This window comes from Chitinophaga sp. CF418 (genome assembly GCF_900142925.1).
Classification (GTDB): domain Bacteria; phylum Bacteroidota; class Bacteroidia; order Chitinophagales; family Chitinophagaceae; genus Chitinophaga.
The window spans coordinates 145,228-171,363 of sequence record NZ_FRCN01000008.1; the positions used below are offsets into that span (position 1 = coordinate 145,228).

Sequence of the window (26,136 nt, forward strand, 5' to 3'; positions counted from 1 at the left end):
CGATGAATAACTATCTCTCCGATACAACGGCAATTAAAGGGCTCAGTACTGCGGATGTCGACACCCTTCAGCAACGGTTCGGGAAAAATATTTTCACCCAGCACCAGAAGGGACATCTATGGGCGATACTGAAGAACATTGTAACGGAACCCATGTTTTTACTGCTGCTATTTGCTGCGGGATTATATTTCCTGTTAAACAGCATTACGGAAGGCATGATGATGCTGACTGCTATATTGTTCGTTTCCGCTATTTCATTCTATCAGGAAATGAAAAGTGAGCACGCCCTGGAGGCGCTGAAACAGTATACAGCACCATTAACCACAGTTATCAGGGATGGGAAGGAAATTACTATTGCGACAACAGAACTTGTGCCCGGCGATATTTTACTGCTGCATGAGGGGGATATGGTCCCCACAGACGCGCTCATCCTGAGCGATAACGACCTTTCTGTCAATGACTCCGTGATCACCGGCGAATCTTTCCCGGTTGAAAAGCAGGCAGGCGATAAAACACCGCTCTATCAGGGCAGCACGATCAATTCCGGCGCATGCACAGCGGTTGTTACCTATACGGGGAATAACACTACACTGGGAAAACTAGGCAATGCCATTGCCTCCACACCTGATGAAAAAACCGCACTTCAACGGCAGACACAAGTCTTCGTAAAGCAACTGGCATTCTTCGGCATCGCTGGTTTTGCGGTTGTATTCACTGTCAATTTCATCCGCAGCGGCAACTGGACAGCCAGCCTGCTGCTGGGCCTTACGCTGGCCATGGCTGCCATCCCGGAAGAGATACCGGTATCCTTCTCCTCTTTTATGGCACTGGGCGCCTATTATATGAGCCGCATGGGCATTATCCCCCGGCAGGCACAGATCGTGGAAAACCTGGGTGCGGCAAACGTGTTATGCCTCGACAAAACAGGTACACTGACTGAGAACAAAATGAAGGTGGTAATGCTGTATGACCACATAAACGGGCAATTGTATGATCTGGATGAAAACGATACTCCCGGCAACAATCACTTGCTTTATATTGCAACACTGGCCAGTGAACGGCACCCCTTCGATAACATGGAATGTGCAATTATGGAGTCATTTCTCAGGGACAACAAACAGCATATAGTCCTTCCCGATATGATACATGAATATCCGCTTGAAGGCAAGCCTCCCATGATGACACACGTGTACCCTCAGGGAGAAACGATCCTGGCCGCCTCAAAGGGCGCTGTGGAACGCATCCTGAGAGTATGTCATGTCGACCAGCCAACCAGGGAAAAAATCACGGCTTATGCCGATAACATGGGCAAAAAAGGATTCCGTGTGCTGGGTGTGGCCAGCGCTATCATAAAGAATAATATTATGCCAGCTACGCAGGATGACGCCGACTGGCAGCTGGAAGGCCTGATCGCACTATATGATCCACCAAGAGCTTCCGCCGCCGGGGTAATATCCAAACTGTACGACGCCGGCATCAGGGTGATGCTGTTAACAGGCGATCACCTTAGTACTGCCACATATATTGCGGCAAGGGTGGGTATTTTGGGCTGCCGCCAGGGCATTACAGGAGATGAAGTGATGCAGATGGATGAGAAAACACTCCAGCGTACAGTAAAAGAAGAGGCATTATACATAAGAATGTATCCGGAAGCGAAACAAAAAGTAATAGAAGCTTTGAAGGCAGGCGGCTATACTGTTGCCATGACAGGAGACGGCGTCAACGACGGCCCGGCGCTAAAAGCTTCGCATATCGGCATTGCTATGGGTAAAAAGGGCACTGAAATTGCCAGGCAGGCGGCCGACCTTGTCATTACTGATGATAATCTTGCCATGATCCCGGTTGCTATTGAACAAGGTCGCAGAATCTACAGCAATCTGAAGAAAGCCATACGCTATATTATCTCTATCCACATACCCATCATACTTGTTGCTACTATCCCACTGCTGTTGGGCTGGCGATATCCCAATATCTTTACACCTATACATGTTATCTTCCTGGAACTGATCATGGGCCCCACCTGCTCTTTATTTTATGAAAAAGAACCGGTGGAAGACACTATTATGCAGATGCCACCCAGGCAAAAGACCAGCAGCCTTTTCAGCAAAAAAGAACTTCTTATCAGCATGGTACAGGGCCTGGTCATCACCGCCGGGGTATTGGCATTATACAGTATTTATATGCCGGAGCACAGCCTGGAGAAAACCCGCACCTTCGTCTTTACAACGCTGATCGTCAGCAACATTTCCCTGACATTTGCCAATCGCTCCTTTACCAAAAACTTTACCAAAACAATCCGTTACCACAATCCCCTGACTCCGCTGATCATAGGGCTTTCAGTATTATTTCTTGTCGTAATTCAACTGACACCGGGCATCAGGCAGGCCTTCGGACTCACTGCCATGAACATCAGGGAGTATGGTATTTGCCTGGCAACCGGATTTATCAGTGTTGCCTGGTTCGAAATATATAAGCGGTACCTCCCCGCTGAGTAGTTGCTGCTGCTACTCCATTTGCCGCCTATGCCTTAACAACCAGCTAATACTCTGATAATACGCTATCGCCTCTTTTGCCAGTCCGCTATCCACCTGCACGGCAGTCTCATTGCCACTCTTAAAATCAGGCACGTACTCATGGATACTTTTTACCGGCGACTGTACCAGCAGCTTACCATTCCGTAAATATCCCAGCCCCTGATAGGTACTGATAAACGCCCGCTGCCGGTCGGCCGGCATATGCAGTACATCCTGTCCGAAGAACTTTGAACGGTAATGCAGGTGCATTAGTCCGAGGATGGTAGGCGCCACATCGATCTGTGCGGTCAGCGTATTCACCTCGCGGGGTTCCACTATCTTCGGTGCATAGATCAGCATGGGAATATGATACCCGGTCACCGGCAATTCCACACTACCGGCACTACCCGCACAATGGTCTGCTACAATGACAAAGATAGTACTGTCAAACCAGGGCTTACTCCGGGCATCCTGAATGAATTTATTGATAGCATAGTCTGTATACTTCACAGCCCCTTCCCTTACCTGCCTGGCAGCGGGAATATCGATCCTGCCATCAGGATAGGTGAACGGACGGTGATTGCTGACGGTCATAATATGAGCAAAGAAAGGTTTCCCTGATTTAAAGTCCCGGTCAAGTACACGCAGGGACAGGTCAAACAGATCCTCATCCGCCACACCCCAGATATTCTGATAATGCACCTGGTTGGCCGGTATTGCAGACCTGTCGATCACGCTGTAACCATTATGACCAAAAAACTCCTTCATATTATCAAAATAGCTGTAGCCGCCATAAATGTATTGGGTAGTATAACCGTGGGAACGCAACACACTACCCAAAGAGAACAAATGCCCATTGTCGGGCCGCTTTACAATACTCTGCCCCGGCGTGGGCGGTATAGAGAGCGACAAAGCCTCCAGCCCGCGCACCGTCCTGGTACCCGAGGAATAAAGACTGGTAAATAACAGGCTATGGTGCGCCAGGGAATCCAGGTATGGCGTAATATTCTCATTACCGCCAAAGGCATGCATGAAGCTTGCACTCAGGCTCTCCACACTGATCAGTACCACGTTCAGCTTCCTCTCTGGTTCCGTGTAAGTGATATCCCTTTCAATATTATAGAGATCCGTGCTTACAAAATGACTATTAGGCGTTTCCAGCTGTTTCCTCAACAACCTGAATGCAGTAGCATCGGGAATAGTCTGATAGAATTTATAGTAGTCCAGCTCATTCTGCGTAAAAGCAACAGCAAACTCGTACAGGCCATTACCTGCCAGTGAACTGGCGTATTCGTTACGGCTGAAATGCCGCCATTTCTCCTGCACAGCATAATACGCCAGCAATGGTATCAGTAACAGGCTTATTGCTACCGCAGAACGCTTCAAAAAGGGGAATGGAGTAGTCACACTGGCCCTGATCTGTTTACGCAGCAGGAATACAATTACAATGGCCAATATCCCGACAACACTTAGTATCGGCACCAGTGGATACGACTCGGTAATATTCCCCAGTACCTCTGTAGTATAGACCAGGTAATCCACCGCAATAAAATTATACCGCGTAGAGAACTCCTGCCAGAAGAACCATTCGCTCACTGCGTTGAACAGCAACAGAAAAACCACCAATGCCGTGCTCGCATACAGTATGCCCGTGCGCCAGCGCACACGGAAAGAATAAGGCATAAAGAAGAGAAAGATATAAATGACAAACCGGGCAGCAACATAGTATACCAATACATTATGCAGATCAGTGTTAAAGTCTTTCGGTATAAGATCTGTAAACAATAACAAAGCGAGTACCCCTGCAAAGAACAGGCAGACGAAAGGCATGACGCCTTTCCGGTAAATGAAATCATTCTGCAGCCACAGGTGTAATACAAAAGGTATAATTACAAAAGAAGCTACTGACAGATCATATAATATTCCAATAAAGAGAGCGCCTGTGAATTGCGTTACCGACACACCGGAAGCGTGTGTTCCCAAAAGAAGTATAATGCGGGTAAGAGCAGATAGCGATAAAAGCAATGCTACAATCAATACAATAACTGAGAACCTCCCCTTGTGTTCATCCCTGGCCATAGATTGCTGTTTTAATCCGCCTGCAAATTTAATAAGCAAATCTGTCGTAAATTGGAAGAAATTCTGTCGCAAATTGGAAGAGGACCTTTTCCTTTAGAATCTATTCAGAATGCATCAATACTTTCACGGATGAAAATTTTAATAATAGAGGACGAAACGGCACTGGCAAAAAGCATAGGCGCTTACCTCTCAGACGAGAATTATCTGTGTGAATACGCCACAACCTTTGCACAGGCGTCCGACAAAATCAATATTCATGATTATGACTGCATCCTGCTGGACCTGATGTTACCCGGCGGCGATGGATTAAAGATCCTGGAAGAGATCAAGGAACAGAACAAACAGGATGGGGTTATCATCATCTCTGCCAAAAACTCCCTGGAAGATAAAATAAAAGGATTACAGATCGGTGCGGACGATTACCTGACCAAACCTTTCCACCTTCCCGAACTGGCCGCACGTATTTACTCTATCATCCGCCGCAAACAATTCGGCAATGTCAATATTATAGAGCAAAATGAACTAAGGATCAACCTGCTTGCAAAAACAGTCACCGTGAACGATAAGAATGTCACGCTGACCAGGAAAGAATTCGACCTGCTGCTTTACTTCATCAGCAACAAAAATAAGGTGATCTCTAAAAGTGCATTGGCGGAACATCTCTCCGGAGATGTGGCAGACATGTTCGACAATTACGATTTCATCTATGTACATATCAAGAACCTGAAAAAGAAACTGACGGAGGCCGGTTGTGATAACTACCTGAAAACCCTCTACGGCACCGGTTATAAATGGGAAATATGAGCAAGCTGCTGAACCTTTCTTTAAAACGATTCATGATCTACGCCGGATTAGTACTGATAGGCAGTATCCCGGTCTATTATTTCATCCTCAGTAAGCTATGGCACTATGAACTGGATGAACACCATATTGAGCTCACACCGGCTGCAGGAAGGGAAGACCGTTACCTGATCATCATGATAGTTACTACGCTGACCATGCTATTCTTCCTCTTGCTGATAATGGGTTTTGTGCTGATCAACAGGAGGATCTCCAAACGTCTGTGGCAGCCATTTTACAATAGTCTGTCAAAGATCAAGAGTTTCAACCTCGACCAGCAGCAAACCGTAGTTTTTGAAGATACAGACATCAATGAATTTGCAGAACTGAATCAAAGCCTCAATAAGCTGATTGCAGGCAATATCGCTGTATACAATCAGCAGAAAGAATTCGCCGACAACGCCTCACATGAATTGCAGACGCCATTGGCTATTATACAGTCCAAACTGGACCTCCTGCTCCAAAGCAAACTGCTGACAGATGACCAATATGAACTGATCGAAGACGCTAACAAGGCGCTGTCGAGAGTAGCCCGTATTAACAAGAACCTGCTGCTACTGACTAAAATAGAGAACAGCCAGTTTATGGACCGGGAGATCATAGACCTCTCCAGCTTACTGGAAGCGACATTGACCCTCTTCTCCAATTTCTCTGAAAATAAAGACCTCGTACTGGAAACGAATATTCCACCAGGAATAACAGTAGAGGGCAATAAAATTCTTATCGAGATCCTGCTCAATAACCTGATCACAAATGCTATCAGGTATACAGCTAATAAAGGCACCATATCCGTTACGCTTTCAGATAAGCACCTGTCAGTTGCCAATTCTGCCGTAGAAGCTTTACAACATGACCAGTTGTTTAAACGTTTTGGCACCACTACTTCCTCGATTACACGAGGTACTGGTCTTGGTCTATCGCTGGTGAAACAGATCTGCAGCAGATATGGATGGAAGGTATCGTATGACTTTCACAATATGCATCATATCTTCTCCATACATTTCTAACTTCAGATTTCCTTTCGAATCGGGTAGTAACTATGCAGAAACAAACTACTGCATGAAAGGAAGGCTATTCATCCATATTTTTTTATTGTTTATAGTAGCTGTAGCTAAAGCTCAATCCCCCAAAGTAACTGTAACAGGCGTCATAAAAGATGCCACAGGGAAAAGCCAGCTCTCATTCGTCAGCGTTACACTCAAAACCCGGGATAGCGCCTTTGTAGCGGGTACCATTACCGGTGATGACGGCCGGTTCTCTCTACGGGATATCAACAGTGGAAATTACCTGTTAGTGTTCTCTTATGTCGGCTATCAGCCAAGAATTGAACAATTCAATGTAGGACAGCTGAGTACATTCCTGGACATGGGTAATATTACATTGACACAGGACGCGAAATCTCTTAGTGAAGTGACCGTAACCGGCAGACAGGAAGAGGTCAGAATGGACAAAAAAACTTTCAGTGTTGCTGCTAATATCAGCCAGGCCGGCGGTTCAGTGCTGGAAGCCATGAAAAACCTTCCCGGTGTTACTACCCAGGATGGACAGGTTCTGCTGAGGGGCAGCAATAAAGTGATGATACTGATAGATGGAAGACAAACTGCACTGACTGGCTTCGGAAGCCAGACAAGCCTGGACAACCTCCCCGCTTCCGCTATTGAAAAGATTGAGATCATCAACAACCCTTCTTCAAAATATGATGCCAACGGCAATGCCGGCATTATCAATATTATCTATAAAAAGGAAAAGAAAGAGGGCTTTAACGGTAAGATAGGTCTTAGCGGAGGCCTGGGCGCCCTATGGGTAAAAAAAGAGAACTATCCGACCATCAGACCTCAATATGAGCGTACACCAAAGATCAACCCTTCCCTGTCATTGAACTACCGGAAGAACAGGATCAACTGGTTCCTGCAGGCGGATGATCTTTATACCAAAACGCTGAACAAGAACGAATTTGTGGACAGGTTCTATAATAATGGCGATACTGTAAGACAACAAACCAAGCGGAACAGGACCACCAACTTTTCTACTGTGAAAACAGGACTGGACTGGGCAGTGAGCAGCAATAACATCATTACCGTTTCCGGTATGTTTGGTACCGAAAAGATCCTTGACAGGGGCGATGAACCCTTCTTCAACGGCAGCCTTTCTGAAAGAAAGCGGTTGTGGCAGTTCCTGGAAGATGAGTTAAAAACAACCGCTACATTTTCTGCTAACTGGCAACATAGTTATAAACAGCCCGGAAGAACACTGAACGTGGGCGTTAATGCCACCTTTCACCGGGAGAATGAGAAGTATTTCTTCACTAATATAATGCCCGAATATACAGGCCTGGATTCATTCAAAGTCCTGTCTGACGAGCATGTTACTGACCTGAACGTCGACTATGTACATCCTTTGAAACATGGTCGTTTTGAAGGCGGGCTGAAATTCCGGTACCGGTATATCCCGGTGAATATGGACTTCAAACCTGGCCTCCATTCCGTGCTGGATGTCAGTGCCGGGGGCTGGGCAAAATATAAGGAGGTAATTCCCGCGCTGTATGGCAATTACGTGTACGAGAGCAGCAAGGTTGAAATAGAAGCCGGTCTGCGGATTGAATACGTGAACCTGCAATATGACGTCAATCCTACGCATCCTACGTACAAAAGCGATGGCTACAACTATACACAGCCATTCCCTAACCTGCGACTGGCTTACAAGCTGTCTGGCAATAACAAGTTGTCATTCTTCTACAACCGCAGGGTAGACAGACCTAATGAAGGCGATATCCGCATCTTCCCAAAATATGATGACGCTGAGATCATTAAGGTGGGTAATCCCGCCCTGCGTCCCCAATTCACCAATACCTTCGAACTGGGCGATAAGACCAGCTGGAATAATGGATACCTCTTCTCATCCGTTTATCACAAACGTATGGATGCCACTATCACCAGGATCGCCAGTACCGTTCCGGGCAGTACACTGATCTATAATATCTTCCAGAATGCAGGTAAGAGCTATAGTACTGGTATTGAACTGGTGATCTCCCAGAAGGTCTCTGACTGGGCCACTTTCAACCTGAATCTGAATGGCTACAGGAACATTATTGATTCCTTCTCTGTAGTGAATAAATACCCCGTTGAAAATGTGTTCAGTGCCGCACGGGAAGATCTCTATTCAGGTAATATCAAGCTGAACGGGCAGTTCCATTTCTCCCGGCAGATTGATGCTCAGCTGACAGCGATCTACCAGGCGCCCGACCTGATACCGCAGGGCAAGACCTTCTCACGCTTTTCTGTAGATGCAGGCATTAAAAAGGGTATTCAAAAGGGCAAAGGCGAATTGTTCGTGAACGCGACAGATATAGCCAATACCCTGCGGATAAAAAAAGAGATCAAAGGAACGGATTTCAGGTATACCAGCGTTGACTATAATGAGACACAGGTGATACGCGTGGGGTATAACTATAAGTTCTGATTATTGCCGGTATTCTGCGCTATCTGAGTCGCCGTTGTTATAAAGTGCCGCGATTACTTACTTTTGCAGGGAGGTCAGCTTACGCAGCTCACGAGGGCTGCGTAAGCTGACCATGTTTTATCTTTGCAAAAAATATCTGATGAAAATATTGCATACTGCGGACTGGCATATCGGGCAAACCTTTTATCAGTATGACAGAACGTATGAGCACCAGCAATTTCTGAACTGGCTGGTGGATACCATTAAGGAAAAAGACATTGAGCTGTTGATCATCAGTGGTGACGTGTTCGACGTGGCAAATCCTGCTGCGGGCTCCATCAAACTATTTTACTCCTTTCTGAATAACGCCGTAAAGGCACAACCCGACCTGCAGATCATCGTCACAGCAGGCAATCATGACTCTGCTGCCCGGCTGGAGGCTCCCAAGCCGCTGCTGGAATCATCCAATATCCATATTATCGGTATGATAGAACGCAGGGAAGACGGCAGTATCGACTATGAGAAGATGATCATCCCGGTGAAAGACAAACAGGGGAATATCGTGCTCTGGTGCCTGGCCATTCCATTCCTGCGGATCGGCGACTACCCCGCAGTAGCAGAAAGCGCCGCGCTCTATGCAGACGGTGTATCGGCACTGTACAGGGAAGCTTATGAATATGCACTAACCAAAAAACAGGACGGTCAGGGCATTATTGCGATGGCGCACCTGCATACGCTGGACGCTGAGCTGTCGGACCATGACAAAACCGAAAGAGTAATCATGGGAGGGATAGAGTTTGTACCGGCAAAGGCATTCCATGAAGACATTCTTTATACAGCCTTAGGACACATACATAAAGCCCAGAAGATCGGCGGAAAAGAAAACATACGGTATAGCGGCAGTCCCCTGCCGATGTCATTCTCCGAAATGAATTACAGGCACCAGGTAGTCACCTTCGATATTACGGAAGGTGAGATCAGCGATATAGCGCTGTGTGAAATACCTGTCACTACTGAGCTGCTCCGTGTACCATCCAAACCGCAACCGCTGGCGGAAGTGCTGGAACAGCTGTTGCAATTACCAGCGGCATCGGAAGATATCAATATCGCCCCCTACCTGGAAGTACGTGTGCTGCTGGAAGGCCCGGAGCCAGCCCTGCGTCATAAGGTAGAGACGGCCCTCGCCGGCAGGCATGTGCGGCTGGCCAAAATAGAGGTCAAATACCCTTCCGGTAATACTGAAGATGACACGGAGACCGCCCTCAGCGCCGATCAACTGCAGGAACTGAAGCCGCTGGACGTTTTTAAGCAGTTATACAGGGCTGATTACAACAGCGACACCCCGGAAGAACTGGTTACCCTGTTCAATCAGGTATTACAGGAAATCACTACAAAAGAGCAGTAAGCGCATGAGAATATTAGCCATTCGTTTTAAGAACCTGGCGTCACTGGAAGATACCAACGAAATAGATTTCACAAAAGCACCGCTTAGTCAGGCGGGTATCTTTGCTATTACCGGGCCTACAGGCGCCGGGAAATCCACTTTGCTGGATGCCCTCTGCCTGGCGCTTTACGCAAAGACCCCGCGTTACCAGCAGGCCAAAGAAACCGGTATTGAGATCCAGGACCTGGCAGGCAACAAACTGAACCAGGGCGATATCAGGGGCATCCTGCGCGATGGCACTGCCGACGGATTTGCAGAGGTGGAATTTGCCGGTACGGATGGCAACAACTACAAGGCTACCTGGTCTGTCAAACGGGCCCGTAATAAGATAGACGGAAACCTCCAGACAGACACCGTGGATTTATTCAATCTCACGACCAATATTGCTGTTCCCGGGAAAAAAACAGAAACCCTGAGAGAGATAGAACGATTGGTGGGGCTGAACTTCGAACAGTTCACCCGCTCAGTACTGCTGGCCCAGGGAGATTTTACCGCCTTCCTGAAGGCTGACAAAGACGCCAAAGCGTCTCTGCTGGAAAAACTCACGGGTACTGATATTTATTCTGAGATTTCCAGGACGGTATTTGATAAACATAAACAGGCTGACCAGGACCTCAAGACCCTGAAAATGCAGGTGGCAGGGATTGTCAGCCTCACGGAAGAACAACAGGAGGCGCTGACCACCCAACGGGAGGAACTGCTGAAAAAGACAGAAGAGCAGGAAAAGATCCTCGCGGGGCTAACCAATGAGATCAACTGGCACCAGTCGCTGGTCAGTCTGACGGCCAACAGGGACCATGCCGCGCAGGACCATCAACAGGCATTGACAGCAATGGAAAATGCCGGTGAGAGGATCCGCACCTTTACCCTGGTGGAAAACGTACAACCTGCCAGAGGATTGACAGAAGCGAAAAAAGCATCCGAAGTACAGCTGGCAGATAAAGCAACTGCCTTGCAGGAACTACAGTCCCGGATACAACATACTACAGAAGGTCATCAAACGGCCGTAAAACAGCTGGAAACCGCCAGTCAGGAGGTTCTATCGAGGCAGCAGGAAATGACCCGCTATCAGCCTGATATTAACAGGGCCAAGGAATTGGATACGCTTATCGTTGAAAAGGGCAAACAGGTTACGACAGCGGAAACCGAATCAAAGGCAGCACAGCAAAAACATGATGCACACCTGGAGGCGCTTGTAAAGAAAGAACAGGAGATTAATACGATCAATGCGGCTATTGCCAGACTGGAAGACTGGCAGAAAGAGCATGTGAGCAGGCAGGATATTGCTGAGAATATCATCGAGATTACTACACAGCTGGGACATGCCTCCAAATGGCTGCCCTTGCAGCAACGGCTGACAGATAATCAGCAAAGTGCCATGGTATTTGTTGCTGAAGCAGACAAGACCATCGCAACATTGCATGAGCAGGTATCACAATATCAGCAGCAACGAAGCAGGCTGCATTCGGCTTATGAACAACTGAATAATACGCTGGCTGTTATACCGGTGGAAGATATCAGAACGAAAGAAAGCGGTCTGACAAACAGTATCAGGGAAGCAGAAACTGCCAGGTCTCACTGGACACTGTTATTTACCCAACTGAAAGAAAAAGAGCATACCAACCGCCAGTATGATTCCTGCCGGCAGGAACTCAGCGCAAAGACAGGTACACTGGAGGAGAAGCAGGAGCAACTAAAAGAAGCGCAAACGAAAAAAGAACTGGCAGATAAACTCTTCCATCAGGCAAGATTACAGGTTGCAGAGAACGTGGAATCCCTCCGGGCGCAATTAACACCGGGAGAACCTTGTCCTGTATGCGGCAGCACCGAGCATCCATTTTCCGAAGAGAACCCGCTCGCACATGCCTTACTGAAAGGACTGGAGGATGAGAGTCTGGCAGCCAACCGGGCGTATAATATGCTTTCAGGAGAGATCAGTAGCCTGACACAGCTTATCAGCCGCCTGCAACAGGAAACGGCTACGCACGAAAAGACGCTGGCAGACAGGAATCAATATCTCGCTCAACTGGAACAACAATGGCAGGCATTCCTGCTTGCTACAGCGAGTGCAGCTGCACCTGCAGAAGAACGGGCCGCCTGGCTGGAAACACATGTACAGCAATTATTATCATCACAACGTGAACATCATACGCTGATCGCCTCTTATGAAGATAAAAAACGGGAAGCCGATCAACTGAAACTGCAACTGGATAAGCTGGATAGAAGTCTGCTGGAGGCCAACGAGCAATTGAAAGACAAACAACGGGAGAAGGCCAGCAAACAGGAATCACTCGTGCAGATACAGGAACAGCTGGATAACATCACACAGGACTTAGCAGTGATGACAGAACAGCTGGCGCCGTATTTCAACAATCCGGTGTGGATCACTAACTGGAAGAAAGACCCACAGGTATTTGATAACAGCATCCGCTCATTTGCCAAAAGCTGGAAGGAAAACGTGCAGGCTATTGCCGATAATACCCAGCAGTTAAACGTACAGCGTTCCGCGCTTCAGGAAATGCGCAGACAGGCGCCATCTATTGCCGCTGAGGTAACTGATAAGGTCAGGACACTTACAAGCCTGCAGGGCGAATCACAAACATTTGGCGCTGAAAGGAAAGCACTGCTCAACGGCGAGAATGCCAGCACCTTCGAAAACAGGCTCAGACAGGCTGGCGATACCGCAGCTACCGTAAGGCAAACAGCGCAGGAGGCAGTAACTACATTAAAAGACGAGCTACTTACTTATACCACCACTAAAACACAGACAGAGAAAGATATCGCCTTACTCAGGAGCAATATCGAAAAACAACAGCAGGAGATCGCTGCATGGATCAGTACCTATGTGTCACAACACGACATGGCCTTATCTGAAGATGATCTTGCGCAACTCCTCACCTATTCCACCACATGGATAGATAAGGAAAGAAAGGAAATCAGGGCAATACAGCAGGCTGTTACCACCAGCAGGGCCACCCTCGATGAAAGGACCCTGCAGGTGACCAATCATACCGGCAAACGCATTGCCGACCGCTCACTGGAAGAAGTGATGACACTTTCTGATGATACGCGTAAACTGTTAAGAGATCTTACCAACGACAAGAATAACATTGAATACCAGCTACGGCAGGATGCGGAGAACAAATCAAAGATCGGCGGTTTGCAGGCCGCCATCATTGCTAAGACTGCCGTGCATGAGAACTGGAGCAAACTAAATGAACTGATCGGATCTGCAGACGGTAAGAAGTTCAGGCAGATCGCACAGGAATATACGCTGGACATGCTGTTGGGATATGCCAATATGCATCTGCAGATGCTGACCAGCCGTTATAAACTACTCAGGATACCCGGAAACCTGGGCTTACAGGTACTGGATAAGGATATGGGGAATGAACTGAGAACCGTCTTTTCCCTCTCCGGTGGAGAGTCCTTCCTCGTATCCCTTGCACTGGCACTGGGATTAGCCTCATTATCCTCCAGCAAAATGAAAGTAGAATCCCTCTTTATAGATGAGGGCTTTGGCGCACTTGATCCCGATACGCTAAACGTGGCGGTAGATGCGCTGGAACGCCTGCACAACCAGGGACGTAAAGTAGGCGTGATCTCTCACGTACAGGAGATGACAGAACGTATACCCACGCAGATAAAGGTGATCAGGCTGGCGAATGGAAAGAGCAAAGTGGAAGTAGTGGGTGGTTAACGCCCTCCCCGCTCCCACTGCTTATGACTCCACAGCCAGTATTCAGGAGCATGCATGATATCATGTTCAAGATACCAGGCGAAGGTTTTGGTGATCTCATACGACTCTACATCCACAGGCTCTTCTGTAATAAGGGAGAAGTAAACATTCCAGCCTTTTCCTGCTGTACGTTTCCTTACCGAGGCATAAATGACTACGGCATCCAACGACTTGGCCAATTGTTCTGCACCGGTAAATAACCCTGTCGGCTGATGCAGGAAATCTGTTTCATACTTTGCCCTTACCGAGGGTGACTGATCTGCGATGAAGATATAAGCATTCGGGTGATCGCGCTGCGACAGCATAAAGCGTGCAGTCTCATTGATAGCCAGCAATTTAATTCCAAACCTGGAACGGATACGGTACAACAGTTTGTTAATAAACTGGCTCGGTTCCGGCTTATACACCGCATATACGTCAAAGGAGAGATATTTTGGTAAGATATTCAGGCATTCCCAATTACCATAATGCCCCAGCACAATAATGATATTCCGCCCTTCCTGATTACAATGTTTCAGCACCTCAGGGTTATGTATATGTACCTGTTTACGATGCTCTTTTTCTGACATGGACAACAAGCGTAAGGTCTCGATCAACAGTTCACTTAAATGCCTGTAAAAGAGCCTTGTAATAGCCTGTATTTGTCTATAACTCCTTTTCGGAATGGAACGGGAAAGGTTTTGCACCACTACATCATAGCGGTATCGTATCACTTTGTACAGTGACCAGTAAAGTAATTTCTGTAAAACATTCAATATACCTGCGGGCAATAGGCTTATCAAATACACAAGAACAAATAACAACTCATAAAGCAGATTGCGGCGCCTGACCACTGTTGTCTCTTTCATTTCGTGGCGGGCAAATCCTGCGGGTCTCTTCATAGAATTAGCAGCGTCGTACATAGGCAGTTTCTTTGACCTTGAGAGCTCTATACCGGGCTTCCTCCCCATTAGCGATTATCCGGACTATATCTACAATCCTGATAGCCCTTTAACGCAAATTTAGAACCGATTTATATGAAAGATAAAATCTTAACTTTTCTTTGCATAATGTATGTTTATCCGGCATAGTTATCATATTGAACATCAGGATCAAGAGAAAAAGACGCCGGCTCTTACTATGAAAAAAATGAGTAAGGGATGCTGTAAAAAATACACATAGTGTACCGGGGCTAATTACAGCGTGATGATTCCTGAAGTAAGTATGCAGTAAACACATCCTTTGGCATAGCTGTTCTTTTTTAACAAAAACCAATACTATATGAGCGTATGGAGACGAAAAGCGATTGAATGTCTTCCGGAGAACAGAACCGAATTTGAAGACCCTCAGACATCAATTTACACGGTATTCTCTGCGTTACTACCGGCAACAGTTGCTGCACATAAGGCAGGCGACCGTAACCGGCTGAAGCTATATTATGACTTTGCAGAATGGTGTTCCCGACAAAATGCACAAGAGCTGTGGAATGCCGCTGGTGTGTCCTTTTATGAACACCTGGGAGATTTTCCTGAAACGCTGGCGGCTTTGCCGGCATGGGTAACCCGATCCAGGTATCAGCAGATAAGAGGCTTACTGCAACTACGGCTCACGCAAGAACAAATGCAGGAACCTGACAAGCGGTATAAATAGTCTGTGCGTTATGCATTTGGGTGCTTACAATCCTGCCAGTAATCCAGTATCTGCCTGAACTGTCTTTCAATATCACTTACCAGATACTTTTTAACAAAGTAACCTTGTACAGATAGTTCATATACTTCATCAACCACGTCCTTTGATTCGTTTGTGGTCAGAAAAACAAAGGGAATACTTTTTCTTCTCAGGAGCTCATCGGCATCTATCAGCCGTCTTAATTCCAGCCCGCTCATCCGGGGCAGATTGATATCAGAGATGATAATAAACGGCTGCACGTTTGTTGCCTGTAAATAGCGTAGCAGGTCGTCCCCTCCTTCAAAGAACATGATCTCGTTTTTAACACCCAGCGACGCCATTACCTCACTGTAGATCTCCCGATCATCCTCATCGTCTTCCAGTATAAGAATGGGGCCTGTTTTAGCCATAAGATCGCAGTTTGATAGTGATATGTAAACATCCGCATTAGTCATGCCAATTTCATCAATTGATCTGCTCAAGGCGGTCTTGCTCTTATTGCCCAGGTTCATTATCTCCTGCACCAGGTGCTGAATACTACTTTACGGCAGCGCTGCCACTACTACCGCCTCCCAGGTTCATGGTCGGTATTGGCAGTCTGAAGCCGATGAACACGTAGTTAGCTCCCTGGAAGAGATTATACGCCCAGCCCACCTGCAGGTAATCTTTCAATGTAGACGCCACCACACCAAGTCCTAATTCCGGCACATCATCCTTATCGAAATCAGGTGAAGAGACATGCAGACCGAAGTTCAGGTCCAGCAGGTTATTCGGCAATGAAGAATTCCTTTTCCATTTCTGGCTCATACCAAGAATGCCTTTGAACAACACATTGTAATAAGGCGCCATCTGCACATCCTTTTCTATTTTAGTGGCTGTCAGCGGGTGCGCAAAAATAACCCCTACAGTAGCTTCCAGATGTGGCAGAATGCGGTATAATGTCACACTATGCCTTTCTTCCAGCAGGCTCTTTTTGGAGCTGGTATTGGTAACCAGCATTTTGATAACCACCCTGTCGCCTTCCTGGCGGAAGCCTGAATATAACAGATCAGTGGTTGCTTCGGAAGGTATGCTGCCCAATGCCAGTGAATATACTTTATCTGAGAAGCTCAACGCCAGACTGGCAAGACGTCTTTGTTCCTGGCCGAAACGCAGCAGTTCATCCGGGATTAACAGATTAGCCAGTTCTGTAACCTTACCTCCCGCCATCGTCACAAGATCAGCACATTGCGCTTTCACTTCAGCACTGGCAGCCGGGATATGGGACTGGAAAGTAGTGAGCAGTCCCTTCATTTCATTGAACTTACCGTTGATAGTATTCACGTCGTTCTGCAACTTAGATATAAAAGTAATACCACCTGCAGGCTGCGTATTGTTCAAAAGCGACTGATAATAATTCACCTTCTCTGTCAGCAGTGCCTTTAGTTGATCGCCCTGCGCCAGTATCTGTTTCAGGTCTGTAACGATCTGCTGATCCTGTAAGGTAGCCAGTACCTTCTCCCCTTCTTTTTTAAAGTCTTCAAAATCAGTCTTCAACCTTTGTTGTAAGATACCTGTAAACTGCCTTACATATTCACCACGTAGTATTTCATTGACATTCAATTCCCGTTGCTGGCTGCTCTTCACCCATTTCTGGATATCTTCCAGTTGCGATGCCTGTGCATCTGTAAGTGTAAACTTCCAGCGCTCTACCTCGTAATAGTCTCCCAGCGGATTATCGTCAAGGCCATTGAAGTGCAGCGGAGATGGCTGGTTATTATGCATCAGCCATCCGCCTATCTGGATGCGAACATCATCATAGGCGGGGCTCTGTGACAATTGTTCTTCCAGATCAACGATCCTTTTATTGAGTGCGTATAAAATGCCTCCCCATATATTCTCTTCCGTAAAATCTTCAGGGCCTTTAAAATAGCCTTCATAATAATCACGGGTCAGCTGGTCACGGTCGAAGACCGCCACAATTTCACCTGTAATAGAAGATGTACGTTGCAGGAAAGTAGTCAGACCCGCCTTATCTCCCCTCACATAGTTCCTCACTGCGTCCTCCATTCCTTTTGACCATCCTTCCACTTTCTGCGTAGCATCATAAAGGGTATTAAGAAGGTTTACAGCATCCGGCGGTAAAGGGTTACCGATACCAATGGTATTCACCTTCCTGATGAAAGCCCCGCGGTCAAAGAGCACCGTCAGCCGGCTATTGATGTCGGCATTGTTTTTATTGTCGTAAGGTTTGCTATTCTGATCAATTTCCCTGACCGTAATAATAGATTGGGACCAGGCATGGTGTACGGTACATAACAGGAACAGGATAGCACATGGCAATATAAAAAGTCGCATATTGTATTCGCATTAAGGTAAAACAGGGAGGGATCATCCGTTGGCATATGCCATCATCACAGCAGTGTTCATACTGCCTCTGCCCTTCATAAAACGGGCTTTGGTAACACCTTCAGAAATAATATTCCTGAAAGGAGAGACAGAAAGGAGTACAAAATCATTATAATCTGCGAGCGTTACCCGTTCATGGATCTTCAGTGTTTTCAACAGCGGCAGGATAGTCATTGGGGTAGTTACCTTTACAAACACCACGATGTCAAACATGCTGATACCGTTCTTTCCTATACGGGAACGTATAAAATTGGCGGCGTCCGTGGCCTCATCTGCTACATCATCATCTCCCAGTATCAGTAAGAGCAGCTGATCCGGCTGATCCAGCAGCTCCTGAAGTACTTTCTGTGCCTCAGATTCCTCTGTTGGAAGTGCTACGAAGTTTTGCATTTGCATTCAGTTAAAGTATATCAGAAGTAGGCAGAAAAAGCATGAAAATACTTAATTATAACTGAATTTCAACATTATAACTTAATTTTATTAATATATAATAACTAACATGGATAAAGCATACAGACAAGGAGCAAAAGGTGCATTACTGGATGAATATGAAAAAGCGATCACTGAATTACAAAGCGTTATTGCTGATATTTCAGATAAGGACCTGATCACTATTGCAGATACAGTAACCACCGATGAAAATTGCCGCTCAGTACAAACGATACTTTCACATGTGGTTAGTTCTGCTTACAGTTACGCCATTTACATTATGCATTATTATGGCTACCAGATGGTGCGGCCGGAGCAAAGGTTCTATACTACCGTCAAAGACTATGTCAGGGATCTGACGGAAGCCTTTCAGTTTACAGAGACGGTATTCAGGGATATCAAAGACAGCGAACTGGAACAATTTGACCACGAAAAGAAAATTGCCGCCCGTTGGGGACAGGTGTATGACATAGAGCAGATGATGGAGCATGCTATTGTACACATCCTGCGCCACAGGCGGCAGATAGAAAAATTTAAACTCAATATTCATCCAACCGCGCCACAATCCCCCAGCCAAAAAAGCTGTTAGCCACACCTATCAGCAATTCGTTATCTCCTTCCTTCAGCGGAACGTTGAAAGAAGTATTCTCAATAGAGCAACGGCCATCAGGGAATTTGGACAATGGCAGACCATAGAGGTTCTTATCTACGTAAACATATTTTCCGTTGATGAATACCCATACTTCATCACTGAAACCAAGATTTAATTTACGGGACTGCTCTCTGGCAGTGTGAATGTTCGCCTTCAGCCATACGATACGGCGTTCCTTGCTTGGTCCGAATTTCCTTGTCAGATCCACCAGGCCTCTTCTTTCTGCCCAGATGTCTTCCCAGGTAGCCTCTTTGCCAGGCATAAAAGTATTACTGAAGTCGACATCTTTCGTTTCAATGGGTTGGCTCACCTTCCATTCTCTGAGATAACGGGGATCATTGTCAGTAGGATCAGGACCTTCCAGCGGAGAAAGACCTTCTGTCTGTCCGGGTTTGATCACCAGGTTGGAAAAGATAGCGCCCTTTCCTTCAAAGGCGATACTGCCATGTTCCGTATTACCTTCCAGGCGTGGTATTTTCAATGCCGGGCGGGACATGTCATTGACATATACCCACATCTGTTTACCGGAGATCACCAGTTTAACGTGATTCCATTTTTCACGCTGGAAACTGGCATTTCCCTGGTAATAAGGAAGCATATCCCACATGTTGACGCCACCAAAGTAAGGTGTGTACTGAATGGCGTCTATAGCTGCAGCATTGCCGGCAACGTAGGTACGGAAGTAAAAACACTCCCTTTCCTCAGATGAAGCCTGTCTGAAGAAAATGGTAGCAAAGCCGTTCTCGACAGGCTCCATATCGTATTCGATAGTACCGTCTGTAAAGTCGACATCCTTCAGCACAGCCGAGCCTTTTCCTCCCAGGCCTTTCAATGCCGGAACGGATCGCCAGGTCGTGAGCGCTGCTACATTGGGGGCAATATCCCAGTTATCTGCTGTCATCGCTACATTAATAACCGCCGGGGATGATAAGGGCTTGCCGGGACGTTTTCCGTCTTTCTGCTGTGCCATCATCTGCATGGTGAACAGGAGCAGGGAAAGGAGGCTGAATGTCTTGTACATGGTCTGCTGTTTTAAGTTTTCAATTGATGATGGGGCAAAACTGAATAATAAGTAACTTGATAGCAATTCAGCGGGAGTTCAAGTTTGTGCAAGTCCGTTCAAGGAGATAACAAACTCATTATCAAATGGAAAACAATTTAGAAACAGATTACATACAGCGATGCCTGAAACTGGTGGAGATACGGTTTGACCGTGGTGCCAACAGCGAATGGAGTAGTTATGATTTTGAAAAACTGAGTGATGCTATCCAGGAAGCCACCGGTGTTGTGTTAAGCGTTACAACATTAAAAAGGCTTTGGGGGAAATTGTCTTACACCAATACTCCTGCCATCACTACCCTGAATACCTTGGCCCAATATGCGGGCTATGAAGACTGGGGAATGTTCAGGCGAAAGCTGGCAGCCGGAAATGCTACGCCGGTTACAACAATTTCGGCTGAACAGCAGACCAACGGTATAGCTGGCAGTCCCGGAATAAATAACACCAGCAACAAACAGGATGAGTTGCTGACCGGTTCGCAGCCGGCAGGCGCTTTAACAAGTGGAGAAGACAGTAGTTTGGCCATTACAGCAAGCCTTGCGGAAGTTCCGGGAACCAGACCGGCATCTGGAGCAAAGGAAGTTTCCGGAAGAACAATGCACCGGCCGCGCAGATGGCCTTACTGGGCATTAGGCCTGTTATCCTTAGCAATCATCCTTTATGTAACGTTGTTATCCAATGGGCGGTCAAAACAGGCCTCCGCAGATCCAACAGCCTATCAATTCAGCAGTAATAAAACTGTCCTTGCAGGGGTACCCAATTCCGTGATCTTTAAATACGATGCCAGGGCCGCCGGGGAAGATTCCGTATTTATCTCCCAATCATGGGATGTCAGCCGGAAATTTGCCGTTCCGAAAGACAGGCGGGAATATTCCTCCATCTACTACCTGCCGGGGTATTTCAGGGCGAAACTCATCGTAGGAAAACAGATCGTGAAGGAACATGACCTCATGATCAGTTCTAACGGCTGGCTGGCCGTAATAGAGCAGGACAAGGTACCCGTATATTTCAAACAGAAAGAATTCCTGAAAGGGCATACCGCGGAAGTGGATAAAGCCACCATGGAAGCCTATAATATCTCTTTACAGCCCGTAATTCCAGGCCTGCGATTCTATAACGTACAGGACATGGGCGGCCTGCGGACCGATAATTTCAGTTTTGAAACAGCTGTAAAAAGCAACTTTAACCAGGGTTCGGCTGCCTGCCAGCGCATACAGATCCTGATCCTTTGTAAGGACGATGTGTTTGTTATTCCCTTGTGCGCGAAAGGTTGTGTAGGAGATCTTTCCCTCTATGCCGGCGGAAAATCCCTGCAAAGCAAAGATACCGACCTCTCAAAGTTTGGCCGGGATATGAGTCAGTGGGTACAGTTAAAAATCGAAGCGAAAGACAAGCATATCCGCATACTGGTAGATGGAGAGGAAGCCACTGCCTTTGCCGGGGACTATCAGCCTTCAGATATAGTCGGCGTACAATACCGCTTTGAAGGCCCGGGAGCGGTGAAAGATACCCGGTTTGCAAAAGGGGACAAAGTGATCACATTATAATTTCCGGAACGCTTTATGCGCTGAGAGCATACTTGAGCTCTACTGAAGCATGTTCTCAGGGGATTACGTTATTTTTAAGCATCGCTTATGCGTGTTTGTAGCTCGGGGTGATAACCCCGGGGCTGCATAACGTAATCATTCGCTACAATCAGCCCGCCGGTGGCGCGGCTGTGTGTTTGTAACGCGGGGTGACAACCCCGGGTACCTCATAAATTCACGTTTAAACATTTCTATTCCATGATGACAACCGATGAGATTATCCACGCGCTTTCCTCCTTTGTGCCCACTGAGCGCTCCGACGATGATAACATCTCTTATTTCTACGACCTGATGGAGGACCTGAAACATAACCCAGACAGGGAAAGAGCCATAGAACCCATCTTCCGGCTCATTGAAAAATACCCTCACATTGATTACGGCTCTCCGGGCCCTTTGGCGCACACACTGGAATCCTTTCATGATATCTACCACGATTACCTGTTTGCATCGCTGGAGAGAATGCCCACACCGCTGACGGCATGGATGCTGAACCGGCTCACCAATGCCGACCAGCGTTATCTTGAACACAAGGCACTGACTGAAAAGATGCATGCTTTATTAAAACACCCTTTACTGGATGCAGAAACAAGAGGGGCTATCGAAGATTTTGTAGCTTTCCAGGATCATCCCGGTGAGGAATGAATGCGGAGAAGCTCAGAAAATATAAGGACTGCGTCCCTCCTTTTCCGTTCTGACACCTAAGCTGTTCAGGTGTTGGATAAACTCGTCGACCTTGTCGTATTGAAATTCATAATCCCGCTTCTTACCATTGATGGTGAACACAACACGTGTTTTTGAGGTCTTACGCGTGAACAGGACTTTTTCCAATGTCGAAAGTTCCATTACATCGTCAGTTTTAAAGTTGAAGCCCAAAGGATATTTAATCACTATTTTGTCAGGATACAGATGAAAATAATGATAAATAGAAGGGATCACCAAAATTCCTAATACACCAGCGATGGGTAGCGCCACCTTCAGAACGGGTAAACCGTTCGGCTCAATGAACTGGAGCAACGCAATAACTAGTATTAATAAAACACCAAATAAGTGGATGACAATCATTTCCCACTGTATTCTCGTTTTACAAATGGGCAAGGCTGTATGGTTGCCCTGAAACGGCTGATTATTTGACAGGTTAGGCATAGGATCTCTTATCTGCCATTAAAAGTAATGAAAAATATAACAGTAAGTCTTTCATCCCTAAACTTATATATTACCGAATTTCAGGGACAATAAAAAGACTTTTATTTTTCCCTGCATTTTTATTTTACCCCAATGCTTCCTAATTTAGGTAGCACGAGTCATGTAATACATATCCACTTACTGAATAAAAGAATGTTCCCCTGAATAACGCCAGATTCATGAAAAACTTTTTATACCACTCCTCTTTCCCTTTCCATATTCTCATTTCGTAATGTTTATTATTTCACCCAAAACTCCACACTTATGGCAGATGGTTATATCGGCGAAATCAGAGCCTTTGCTTTTAATTTTACCCCCCGGGGATGGCTGCCCTGTAACGGCGCCGTCTATCCCATTCAGAGCAATTCCGCGTTGTTTGCCATACTGGGCATTCAGTACGGCGGCAACGGCACTACAAACTTTGCAGTACCCGACCTGCGGGGCGTAGCAGCACTGGGCATTAATCTTATGCAGGGCGGCTTTAACACGCCGGGCATTACCGGCGGCTCGGAAACCGTTACATTAACGACGGCCACCATCCCCGCGCACATGCACAATATGGAGGCAGTAGTCCGTACAAGTCAGCCGCAAACAGCTGCAGCTATTTCACAACCTGGCAGCAATGCGTATCTGACCAATGGATATTCTATTGTTGCCAGTAAAGGCATTGTCGTCTATTCCAACAACAAGGGGAATATCACGCTCAATCCGCAAACGATAGGGGTTACCGGGAGCACTACTCCGCATGCGAACATGGACCCTTATCTGGCAATGACCTATTGCGTCTGCTCAGAAGGAATCTTCCCTCAACGGCCCTGATCTTCAACCTTATTCTTTCACCTTATCTTATTTAAAATTGTCATGGAAAATTACCTCGGAGAAATCCGCTTATTTCCTTATACTCAGATTCCCAGGGGATGGGTACTCTGCAGTGGGCAAACATTGCCTATAGCCCAGAACCAGGCTTTGTTCTCCCTCCTAGGCGTAAACTATGGCGGCAACGGCACTACTACTTTCATGCTCCCGAACCTGAACGGCAGAACGATCATCGGTACAGGCACCAGCAAAAGCGGCACCAGCTACCAGATTGCCCAGGCAGCCGGTACTGAAACGGTAACGCTGACAACAGCCAATCTGCCTGCACACACCCATCTTGTGAGTGCGAATGTGTCGTACGACACAGGTAGCCCCAATACCAATTATTTCGCCAATCCGAACACCCCTACCAGTCCGTCGCAACCAGGTCAGAATACAGGTACTGTCAACCTCTTCGCACCTGCCGGAGGCCCATTGGCGAACATGGCCCCTTGTATTACCAATACCGGCGGCAGCCAGCCCCACACCAACAGGATGCCTTACCTGGCAATGAACTATTGCATCGCAACGCAGGGCATATACCCATCAAGATCATAAACACTATTTGAAAACATCTAACTGATTTATATATGGATAATTACTTAGGCGAGATCAGGATATTTGCCGGCAACTTTGCGCCTGTAGGATGGCAGTTGTGCAACGGCGCCCTCCTGCCTATCAGCCAGTATGAGGCACTGTTTACATTGCTGGGCACCCTATATGGCGGCGATGGACAGACCACTTTTGCCTTGCCCGACCTGCGGCAGAGAATTGCAATAAGCACGGGGCAGATCTCCCCCTCCGGAGGTTCGCAGACTTACCTGCTGGGACAAGCTGCAGGTACACCGAATGTGACGCTGCTGCAAACCAATATACCAGCACACACCCACAACCTTGTTGCTACCAATACGACCGCCACTACCGGCGATCCTACCAATAACCTGCTCGGCATTTCCAATGGTAATAACAACACAGGGCCTACCGCATACCCCGACGTGAACCTATACACCACGCTGCCATTACCGGCGGGAGGAACCTCCACTCCTAACGCCTTACTGGACCCGGGAACAATAAATCCAACCGGAGGAACACAGCCACACGACAACTCGATGCCCTACGTGGTCATCAATTTTATCATCGCTACAGAAGGTATTTATCCTTCTTCATTTTGAGTAAACAGACATGCGTATAGGTATCATCTCCAATTGCGATCAGTTTATTCCAATGGCATACACACTTGCAAACCAGGGTTTGCAGGTGTGTATCTTTTATGCGCCTTCAGCGGATGTGATCGTTCATCAGAAAGTGACGGGGTTCATACAGGCCACCAGTTTACCTTTCAGACAGGAATTGAATCAGGCAGACGATGTGTATCAATGGCTGGAAGATGTAAAACCTGAAACGGTATTTGTGTATGGCTACCGGCATTTATTGGATGTAACCCGCTTTCACGGCATACGGGCTTATAATATTCATCCCGGCCCGCTTCCCTCCTTCCGCGGCCCCTCACCTGCTTTCTGGCAGTTGAAAACGGGGCAACCTACACTGGGATTTACCATTCATGAGCTATCGTCCCGCTTTGATGCAGGAAAGGTGGTATGGACAAGAAGTATTGCCAATCTTCCGCAATATCATTACGGTATGGTAAATCAACTCTGCAGCCAGTTATGTGTGGAAGGCGTGGCGATTATCTTAAATGCTATACAAGGGCTGGCGCCATTTCCCGAAATAGCAGCAACGGGTACTGTTGCTGCTTACCATAAACGACCGCAGCTGAAAGATGTACTGATAGACTGGGATAAGATGGATGCAGTAGAAATATGTGACCTTATCAGGGCTTGTAATCCCTGGAACAAAGGTGCCCTGACTGTCTTTCAGGGACAGGAAGTAAAGCTGATGGATGGCATGGTGACTGAATTGCAGACAGCCCATCCTCCAGGAACCATGATGGTCCGGGGAGATGGGTTGTACATTGCCTGTGCCGGCGGCAAAAGTATCAGGTCTAATATGCTATATATGCATGACGGCTACTTACCATCCTATCATACAAGCATATACGGACTGAACCATGGCGCCAGACTGGGAGCATGATCAGGGAGCGCTGATTTCAGAGCCAAAGTCTGTACCTGCGGCGCCACCGCCTAAAGTAACTTCGTTCACTGCAAGAACTGTCATACCTGGAGTTTCCCATTGGGGTTTGGATTGCATTTGCTCGTTTTTCATAATTGGATATTTGTGTTTGAAAATCTATGTTTGGAGTTCGCGTGTTGATTTTTGCTTTTGG

Annotated in this window: 22 protein-coding genes and 1 pseudogene; 15 read left to right on the forward strand and 8 right to left on the reverse strand. The window is 47.0% G+C overall.

Annotated features, from left to right (window positions below):
- Positions 1-2 precede the first annotated feature (2 nt).
- The gene (locus tag F3I09_RS18545) at positions 3-2,495 is read left to right on the forward strand and encodes a cation-translocating P-type ATPase (protein ID WP_149696531.1); all 2,493 of its coding nucleotides are present in this window, start codon (positions 3-5) and stop codon (positions 2,493-2,495) included.
- 9 nt (positions 2,496-2,504) lie between these two features.
- On the opposite strand, the gene F3I09_RS18550 is transcribed toward F3I09_RS18545, so the two are convergent.
- Positions 2,505-4,592, reverse strand: coding sequence for an LTA synthase family protein (locus F3I09_RS18550; RefSeq protein WP_149696532.1), 2,088 nt, complete (start codon positions 4,590-4,592; stop codon positions 2,505-2,507).
- Positions 4,593-4,721: 129 nt separating this feature from the next.
- Here F3I09_RS18550 and F3I09_RS18555 point away from each other — a divergent pair, with 129 nt between their 5' ends.
- The 6 genes and pseudogenes from F3I09_RS18555 to F3I09_RS34790 all read left to right on the forward strand — a co-directional run bounded on the left by F3I09_RS18555 (position 4,722) and on the right by F3I09_RS34790 (position 14,014).
- Complete coding sequence (locus tag F3I09_RS18555; RefSeq protein WP_149696533.1) at positions 4,722-5,396, forward strand: response regulator transcription factor; 675 nt, start codon at positions 4,722-4,724, stop codon at positions 5,394-5,396.
- Positions 5,393-6,439 carry a HAMP domain-containing sensor histidine kinase gene (locus F3I09_RS18560; RefSeq protein ID WP_149696534.1) on the forward strand — a complete coding sequence of 349 codons (1,047 nt, stop codon included), beginning with the start codon at positions 5,393-5,395 and terminating at the stop codon, positions 6,437-6,439. The genes F3I09_RS18555 and F3I09_RS18560 overlap by 4 nt, the downstream gene beginning before the upstream one ends.
- 52 nt (positions 6,440-6,491) lie before the next feature.
- Positions 6,492-8,891, forward strand: a complete 2,400-nt coding sequence (locus F3I09_RS18565; protein ID WP_149696535.1) for an outer membrane beta-barrel family protein — start codon at positions 6,492-6,494, stop codon at positions 8,889-8,891.
- Between the two features lie 139 nt (positions 8,892-9,030).
- Positions 9,031-10,275, forward strand: coding sequence for an exonuclease SbcCD subunit D C-terminal domain-containing protein (locus F3I09_RS18570; protein WP_149696536.1), 1,245 nt, complete (start codon positions 9,031-9,033; stop codon positions 10,273-10,275).
- Positions 10,276-10,279: 4 nt separating this feature from the next.
- A pseudogene (locus F3I09_RS34785) lies at positions 10,280-11,026 on the forward strand (AAA family ATPase); the annotation flags it as partial.
- Positions 11,027-13,696: 2,670 nt separating this feature from the next.
- Positions 13,697-14,014, forward strand: coding sequence for an SbcC/MukB-like Walker B domain-containing protein (locus F3I09_RS34790; protein ID WP_370512664.1), 318 nt, complete (start codon positions 13,697-13,699; stop codon positions 14,012-14,014).
- On the opposite strand, the gene F3I09_RS18580 is transcribed toward F3I09_RS34790, so the two are convergent.
- Complete coding sequence (locus F3I09_RS18580) at positions 14,011-14,955, reverse strand: lysophospholipid acyltransferase family protein (protein WP_223233290.1); 945 nt, start codon at positions 14,953-14,955, stop codon at positions 14,011-14,013. The genes F3I09_RS34790 and F3I09_RS18580 overlap by 4 nt on opposite strands.
- A gap of 358 nt (positions 14,956-15,313) precedes the next feature.
- Between F3I09_RS18580 and F3I09_RS18585 the strand changes: the two genes are divergently transcribed.
- Positions 15,314-15,682, forward strand: coding sequence for a hypothetical protein (locus F3I09_RS18585; RefSeq protein WP_149696538.1), 369 nt, complete (start codon positions 15,314-15,316; stop codon positions 15,680-15,682).
- Positions 15,683-15,690: 8 nt separating this feature from the next.
- Here the strand turns inward: F3I09_RS18585 and F3I09_RS18590 are convergent, their stop codons facing one another.
- The 3 genes from F3I09_RS18590 to F3I09_RS18600 all read right to left on the reverse strand — a co-directional run bounded on the left by F3I09_RS18590 (position 15,691) and on the right by F3I09_RS18600 (position 18,478).
- Positions 15,691-16,110, reverse strand: a complete 420-nt coding sequence (locus tag F3I09_RS18590; RefSeq protein WP_188133865.1) for a response regulator — start codon at positions 16,108-16,110, stop codon at positions 15,691-15,693.
- Between the two features lie 127 nt (positions 16,111-16,237).
- On the reverse strand, positions 16,238-18,037 hold the full coding sequence (locus tag F3I09_RS18595) for a hypothetical protein (protein ID WP_149696540.1): 1,800 nt from the start codon (positions 18,035-18,037) through the stop codon (positions 16,238-16,240).
- Between the two features lie 33 nt (positions 18,038-18,070).
- A complete protein-coding gene (locus tag F3I09_RS18600) occupies positions 18,071-18,478 on the reverse strand; it encodes a hypothetical protein (RefSeq protein WP_149696541.1) in 408 nt (135 codons plus the stop codon).
- Between the two features lie 109 nt (positions 18,479-18,587).
- Here F3I09_RS18600 and F3I09_RS18605 point away from each other — a divergent pair, with 109 nt between their 5' ends.
- A complete protein-coding gene (locus F3I09_RS18605) occupies positions 18,588-19,106 on the forward strand; it encodes a DinB family protein (protein ID WP_149696542.1) in 519 nt (172 codons plus the stop codon).
- Here the strand turns inward: F3I09_RS18605 and F3I09_RS18610 are convergent.
- The gene (locus tag F3I09_RS18610; protein WP_149696543.1) at positions 19,057-20,190 is read right to left on the reverse strand and encodes a hypothetical protein; all 1,134 of its coding nucleotides are present in this window, start codon (positions 20,188-20,190) and stop codon (positions 19,057-19,059) included. The genes F3I09_RS18605 and F3I09_RS18610 overlap by 50 nt on opposite strands.
- A gap of 125 nt (positions 20,191-20,315) precedes the next feature.
- On the opposite strand from F3I09_RS18610, the gene F3I09_RS18615 reads away from it, so the two are divergent.
- Positions 20,316-21,776 (forward strand): hypothetical protein, encoded by a 1,461-nt coding sequence (locus F3I09_RS18615; protein ID WP_149696544.1) that lies wholly within the window; start codon positions 20,316-20,318, stop codon positions 21,774-21,776.
- Between the two features lie 237 nt (positions 21,777-22,013).
- Positions 22,014-22,457, forward strand: coding sequence for a hypothetical protein (locus tag F3I09_RS18620; RefSeq protein ID WP_149696545.1), 444 nt, complete (start codon positions 22,014-22,016; stop codon positions 22,455-22,457).
- A gap of 12 nt (positions 22,458-22,469) precedes the next feature.
- On the opposite strand, the gene F3I09_RS18625 is transcribed toward F3I09_RS18620, so the two are convergent.
- A complete protein-coding gene (locus tag F3I09_RS18625) occupies positions 22,470-22,958 on the reverse strand; it encodes a hypothetical protein (RefSeq protein WP_149696546.1) in 489 nt (162 codons plus the stop codon).
- 303 nt (positions 22,959-23,261) lie between these two features.
- Between F3I09_RS18625 and F3I09_RS18630 the strand changes: the two genes are divergently transcribed.
- Genes F3I09_RS18630 through F3I09_RS18645 form a run of 4 tightly spaced genes read left to right on the forward strand, consistent with a single transcriptional unit; the run spans position 23,262 to position 25,943 of the window.
- The gene (locus F3I09_RS18630; RefSeq protein ID WP_149696547.1) at positions 23,262-23,816 is read left to right on the forward strand and encodes a phage tail protein; all 555 of its coding nucleotides are present in this window, start codon (positions 23,262-23,264) and stop codon (positions 23,814-23,816) included.
- A gap of 42 nt (positions 23,817-23,858) precedes the next feature.
- Complete coding sequence (locus F3I09_RS18635; protein ID WP_223233291.1) at positions 23,859-24,410, forward strand: phage tail protein; 552 nt, start codon at positions 23,859-23,861, stop codon at positions 24,408-24,410.
- 32 nt (positions 24,411-24,442) lie between these two features.
- The gene (locus F3I09_RS18640) at positions 24,443-25,024 is read left to right on the forward strand and encodes a phage tail protein (protein ID WP_149696549.1); all 582 of its coding nucleotides are present in this window, start codon (positions 24,443-24,445) and stop codon (positions 25,022-25,024) included.
- Between the two features lie 10 nt (positions 25,025-25,034).
- Positions 25,035-25,943 carry a methionyl-tRNA formyltransferase gene (locus tag F3I09_RS18645; RefSeq protein ID WP_149696550.1) on the forward strand — a complete coding sequence of 303 codons (909 nt, stop codon included), beginning with the start codon at positions 25,035-25,037 and terminating at the stop codon, positions 25,941-25,943.
- Here F3I09_RS18645 and F3I09_RS34615 read toward each other — a convergent pair whose 3' ends face one another.
- Positions 25,944-26,075, reverse strand: coding sequence for a hypothetical protein (locus tag F3I09_RS34615; protein WP_255479776.1), 132 nt, complete (start codon positions 26,073-26,075; stop codon positions 25,944-25,946).
- Positions 26,076-26,136 lie beyond the last annotated feature (61 nt).

Bases quoted from the DNA above. Each gene is read 5' to 3' on its own strand.
- F3I09_RS18545 (WP_149696531.1), top strand. From the start codon at position 3: ATGAATAACTATCTCTCCGATACAACGGCAATTAAAGGGCTCAGTACT.
- F3I09_RS18550 (WP_149696532.1), bottom strand. From the start codon at position 4,592: ATGGCCAGGGATGAACACAAGGGGAGGTTCTCAGTTATTGTATTGATT.
- F3I09_RS18555 (WP_149696533.1), top strand. From the start codon at position 4,722: ATGAAAATTTTAATAATAGAGGACGAAACGGCACTGGCAAAAAGCATA.
- F3I09_RS18560 (WP_149696534.1), top strand. From the start codon at position 5,393: ATGAGCAAGCTGCTGAACCTTTCTTTAAAACGATTCATGATCTACGCC.
- F3I09_RS18565 (WP_149696535.1), top strand. From the start codon at position 6,492: ATGAAAGGAAGGCTATTCATCCATATTTTTTTATTGTTTATAGTAGCT.
- F3I09_RS18570 (WP_149696536.1), top strand. From the start codon at position 9,031: ATGAAAATATTGCATACTGCGGACTGGCATATCGGGCAAACCTTTTAT.
- F3I09_RS34790 (WP_370512664.1), top strand. From the start codon at position 13,697: ATGGGGAATGAACTGAGAACCGTCTTTTCCCTCTCCGGTGGAGAGTCC.
- F3I09_RS18580 (WP_223233290.1), bottom strand. From the start codon at position 14,955: ATGTACGACGCTGCTAATTCTATGAAGAGACCCGCAGGATTTGCCCGC.
- F3I09_RS18585 (WP_149696538.1), top strand. From the start codon at position 15,314: ATGAGCGTATGGAGACGAAAAGCGATTGAATGTCTTCCGGAGAACAGA.
- F3I09_RS18590 (WP_188133865.1), bottom strand. From the start codon at position 16,110: ATGGCTAAAACAGGCCCCATTCTTATACTGGAAGACGATGAGGATGAT.
- F3I09_RS18595 (WP_149696540.1), bottom strand. From the start codon at position 18,037: ATGCGACTTTTTATATTGCCATGTGCTATCCTGTTCCTGTTATGTACC.
- F3I09_RS18600 (WP_149696541.1), bottom strand. From the start codon at position 18,478: ATGCAAAACTTCGTAGCACTTCCAACAGAGGAATCTGAGGCACAGAAA.
- F3I09_RS18605 (WP_149696542.1), top strand. From the start codon at position 18,588: ATGGATAAAGCATACAGACAAGGAGCAAAAGGTGCATTACTGGATGAA.
- F3I09_RS18610 (WP_149696543.1), bottom strand. From the start codon at position 20,190: ATGTACAAGACATTCAGCCTCCTTTCCCTGCTCCTGTTCACCATGCAG.
- F3I09_RS18615 (WP_149696544.1), top strand. From the start codon at position 20,316: ATGGAAAACAATTTAGAAACAGATTACATACAGCGATGCCTGAAACTG.
- F3I09_RS18620 (WP_149696545.1), top strand. From the start codon at position 22,014: ATGATGACAACCGATGAGATTATCCACGCGCTTTCCTCCTTTGTGCCC.
- F3I09_RS18625 (WP_149696546.1), bottom strand. From the start codon at position 22,958: ATGCCTAACCTGTCAAATAATCAGCCGTTTCAGGGCAACCATACAGCC.
- F3I09_RS18630 (WP_149696547.1), top strand. From the start codon at position 23,262: ATGGCAGATGGTTATATCGGCGAAATCAGAGCCTTTGCTTTTAATTTT.
- F3I09_RS18635 (WP_223233291.1), top strand. From the start codon at position 23,859: ATGGAAAATTACCTCGGAGAAATCCGCTTATTTCCTTATACTCAGATT.
- F3I09_RS18640 (WP_149696549.1), top strand. From the start codon at position 24,443: ATGGATAATTACTTAGGCGAGATCAGGATATTTGCCGGCAACTTTGCG.
- F3I09_RS18645 (WP_149696550.1), top strand. From the start codon at position 25,035: ATGCGTATAGGTATCATCTCCAATTGCGATCAGTTTATTCCAATGGCA.
- F3I09_RS34615 (WP_255479776.1), bottom strand. From the start codon at position 26,075: ATGAAAAACGAGCAAATGCAATCCAAACCCCAATGGGAAACTCCAGGT.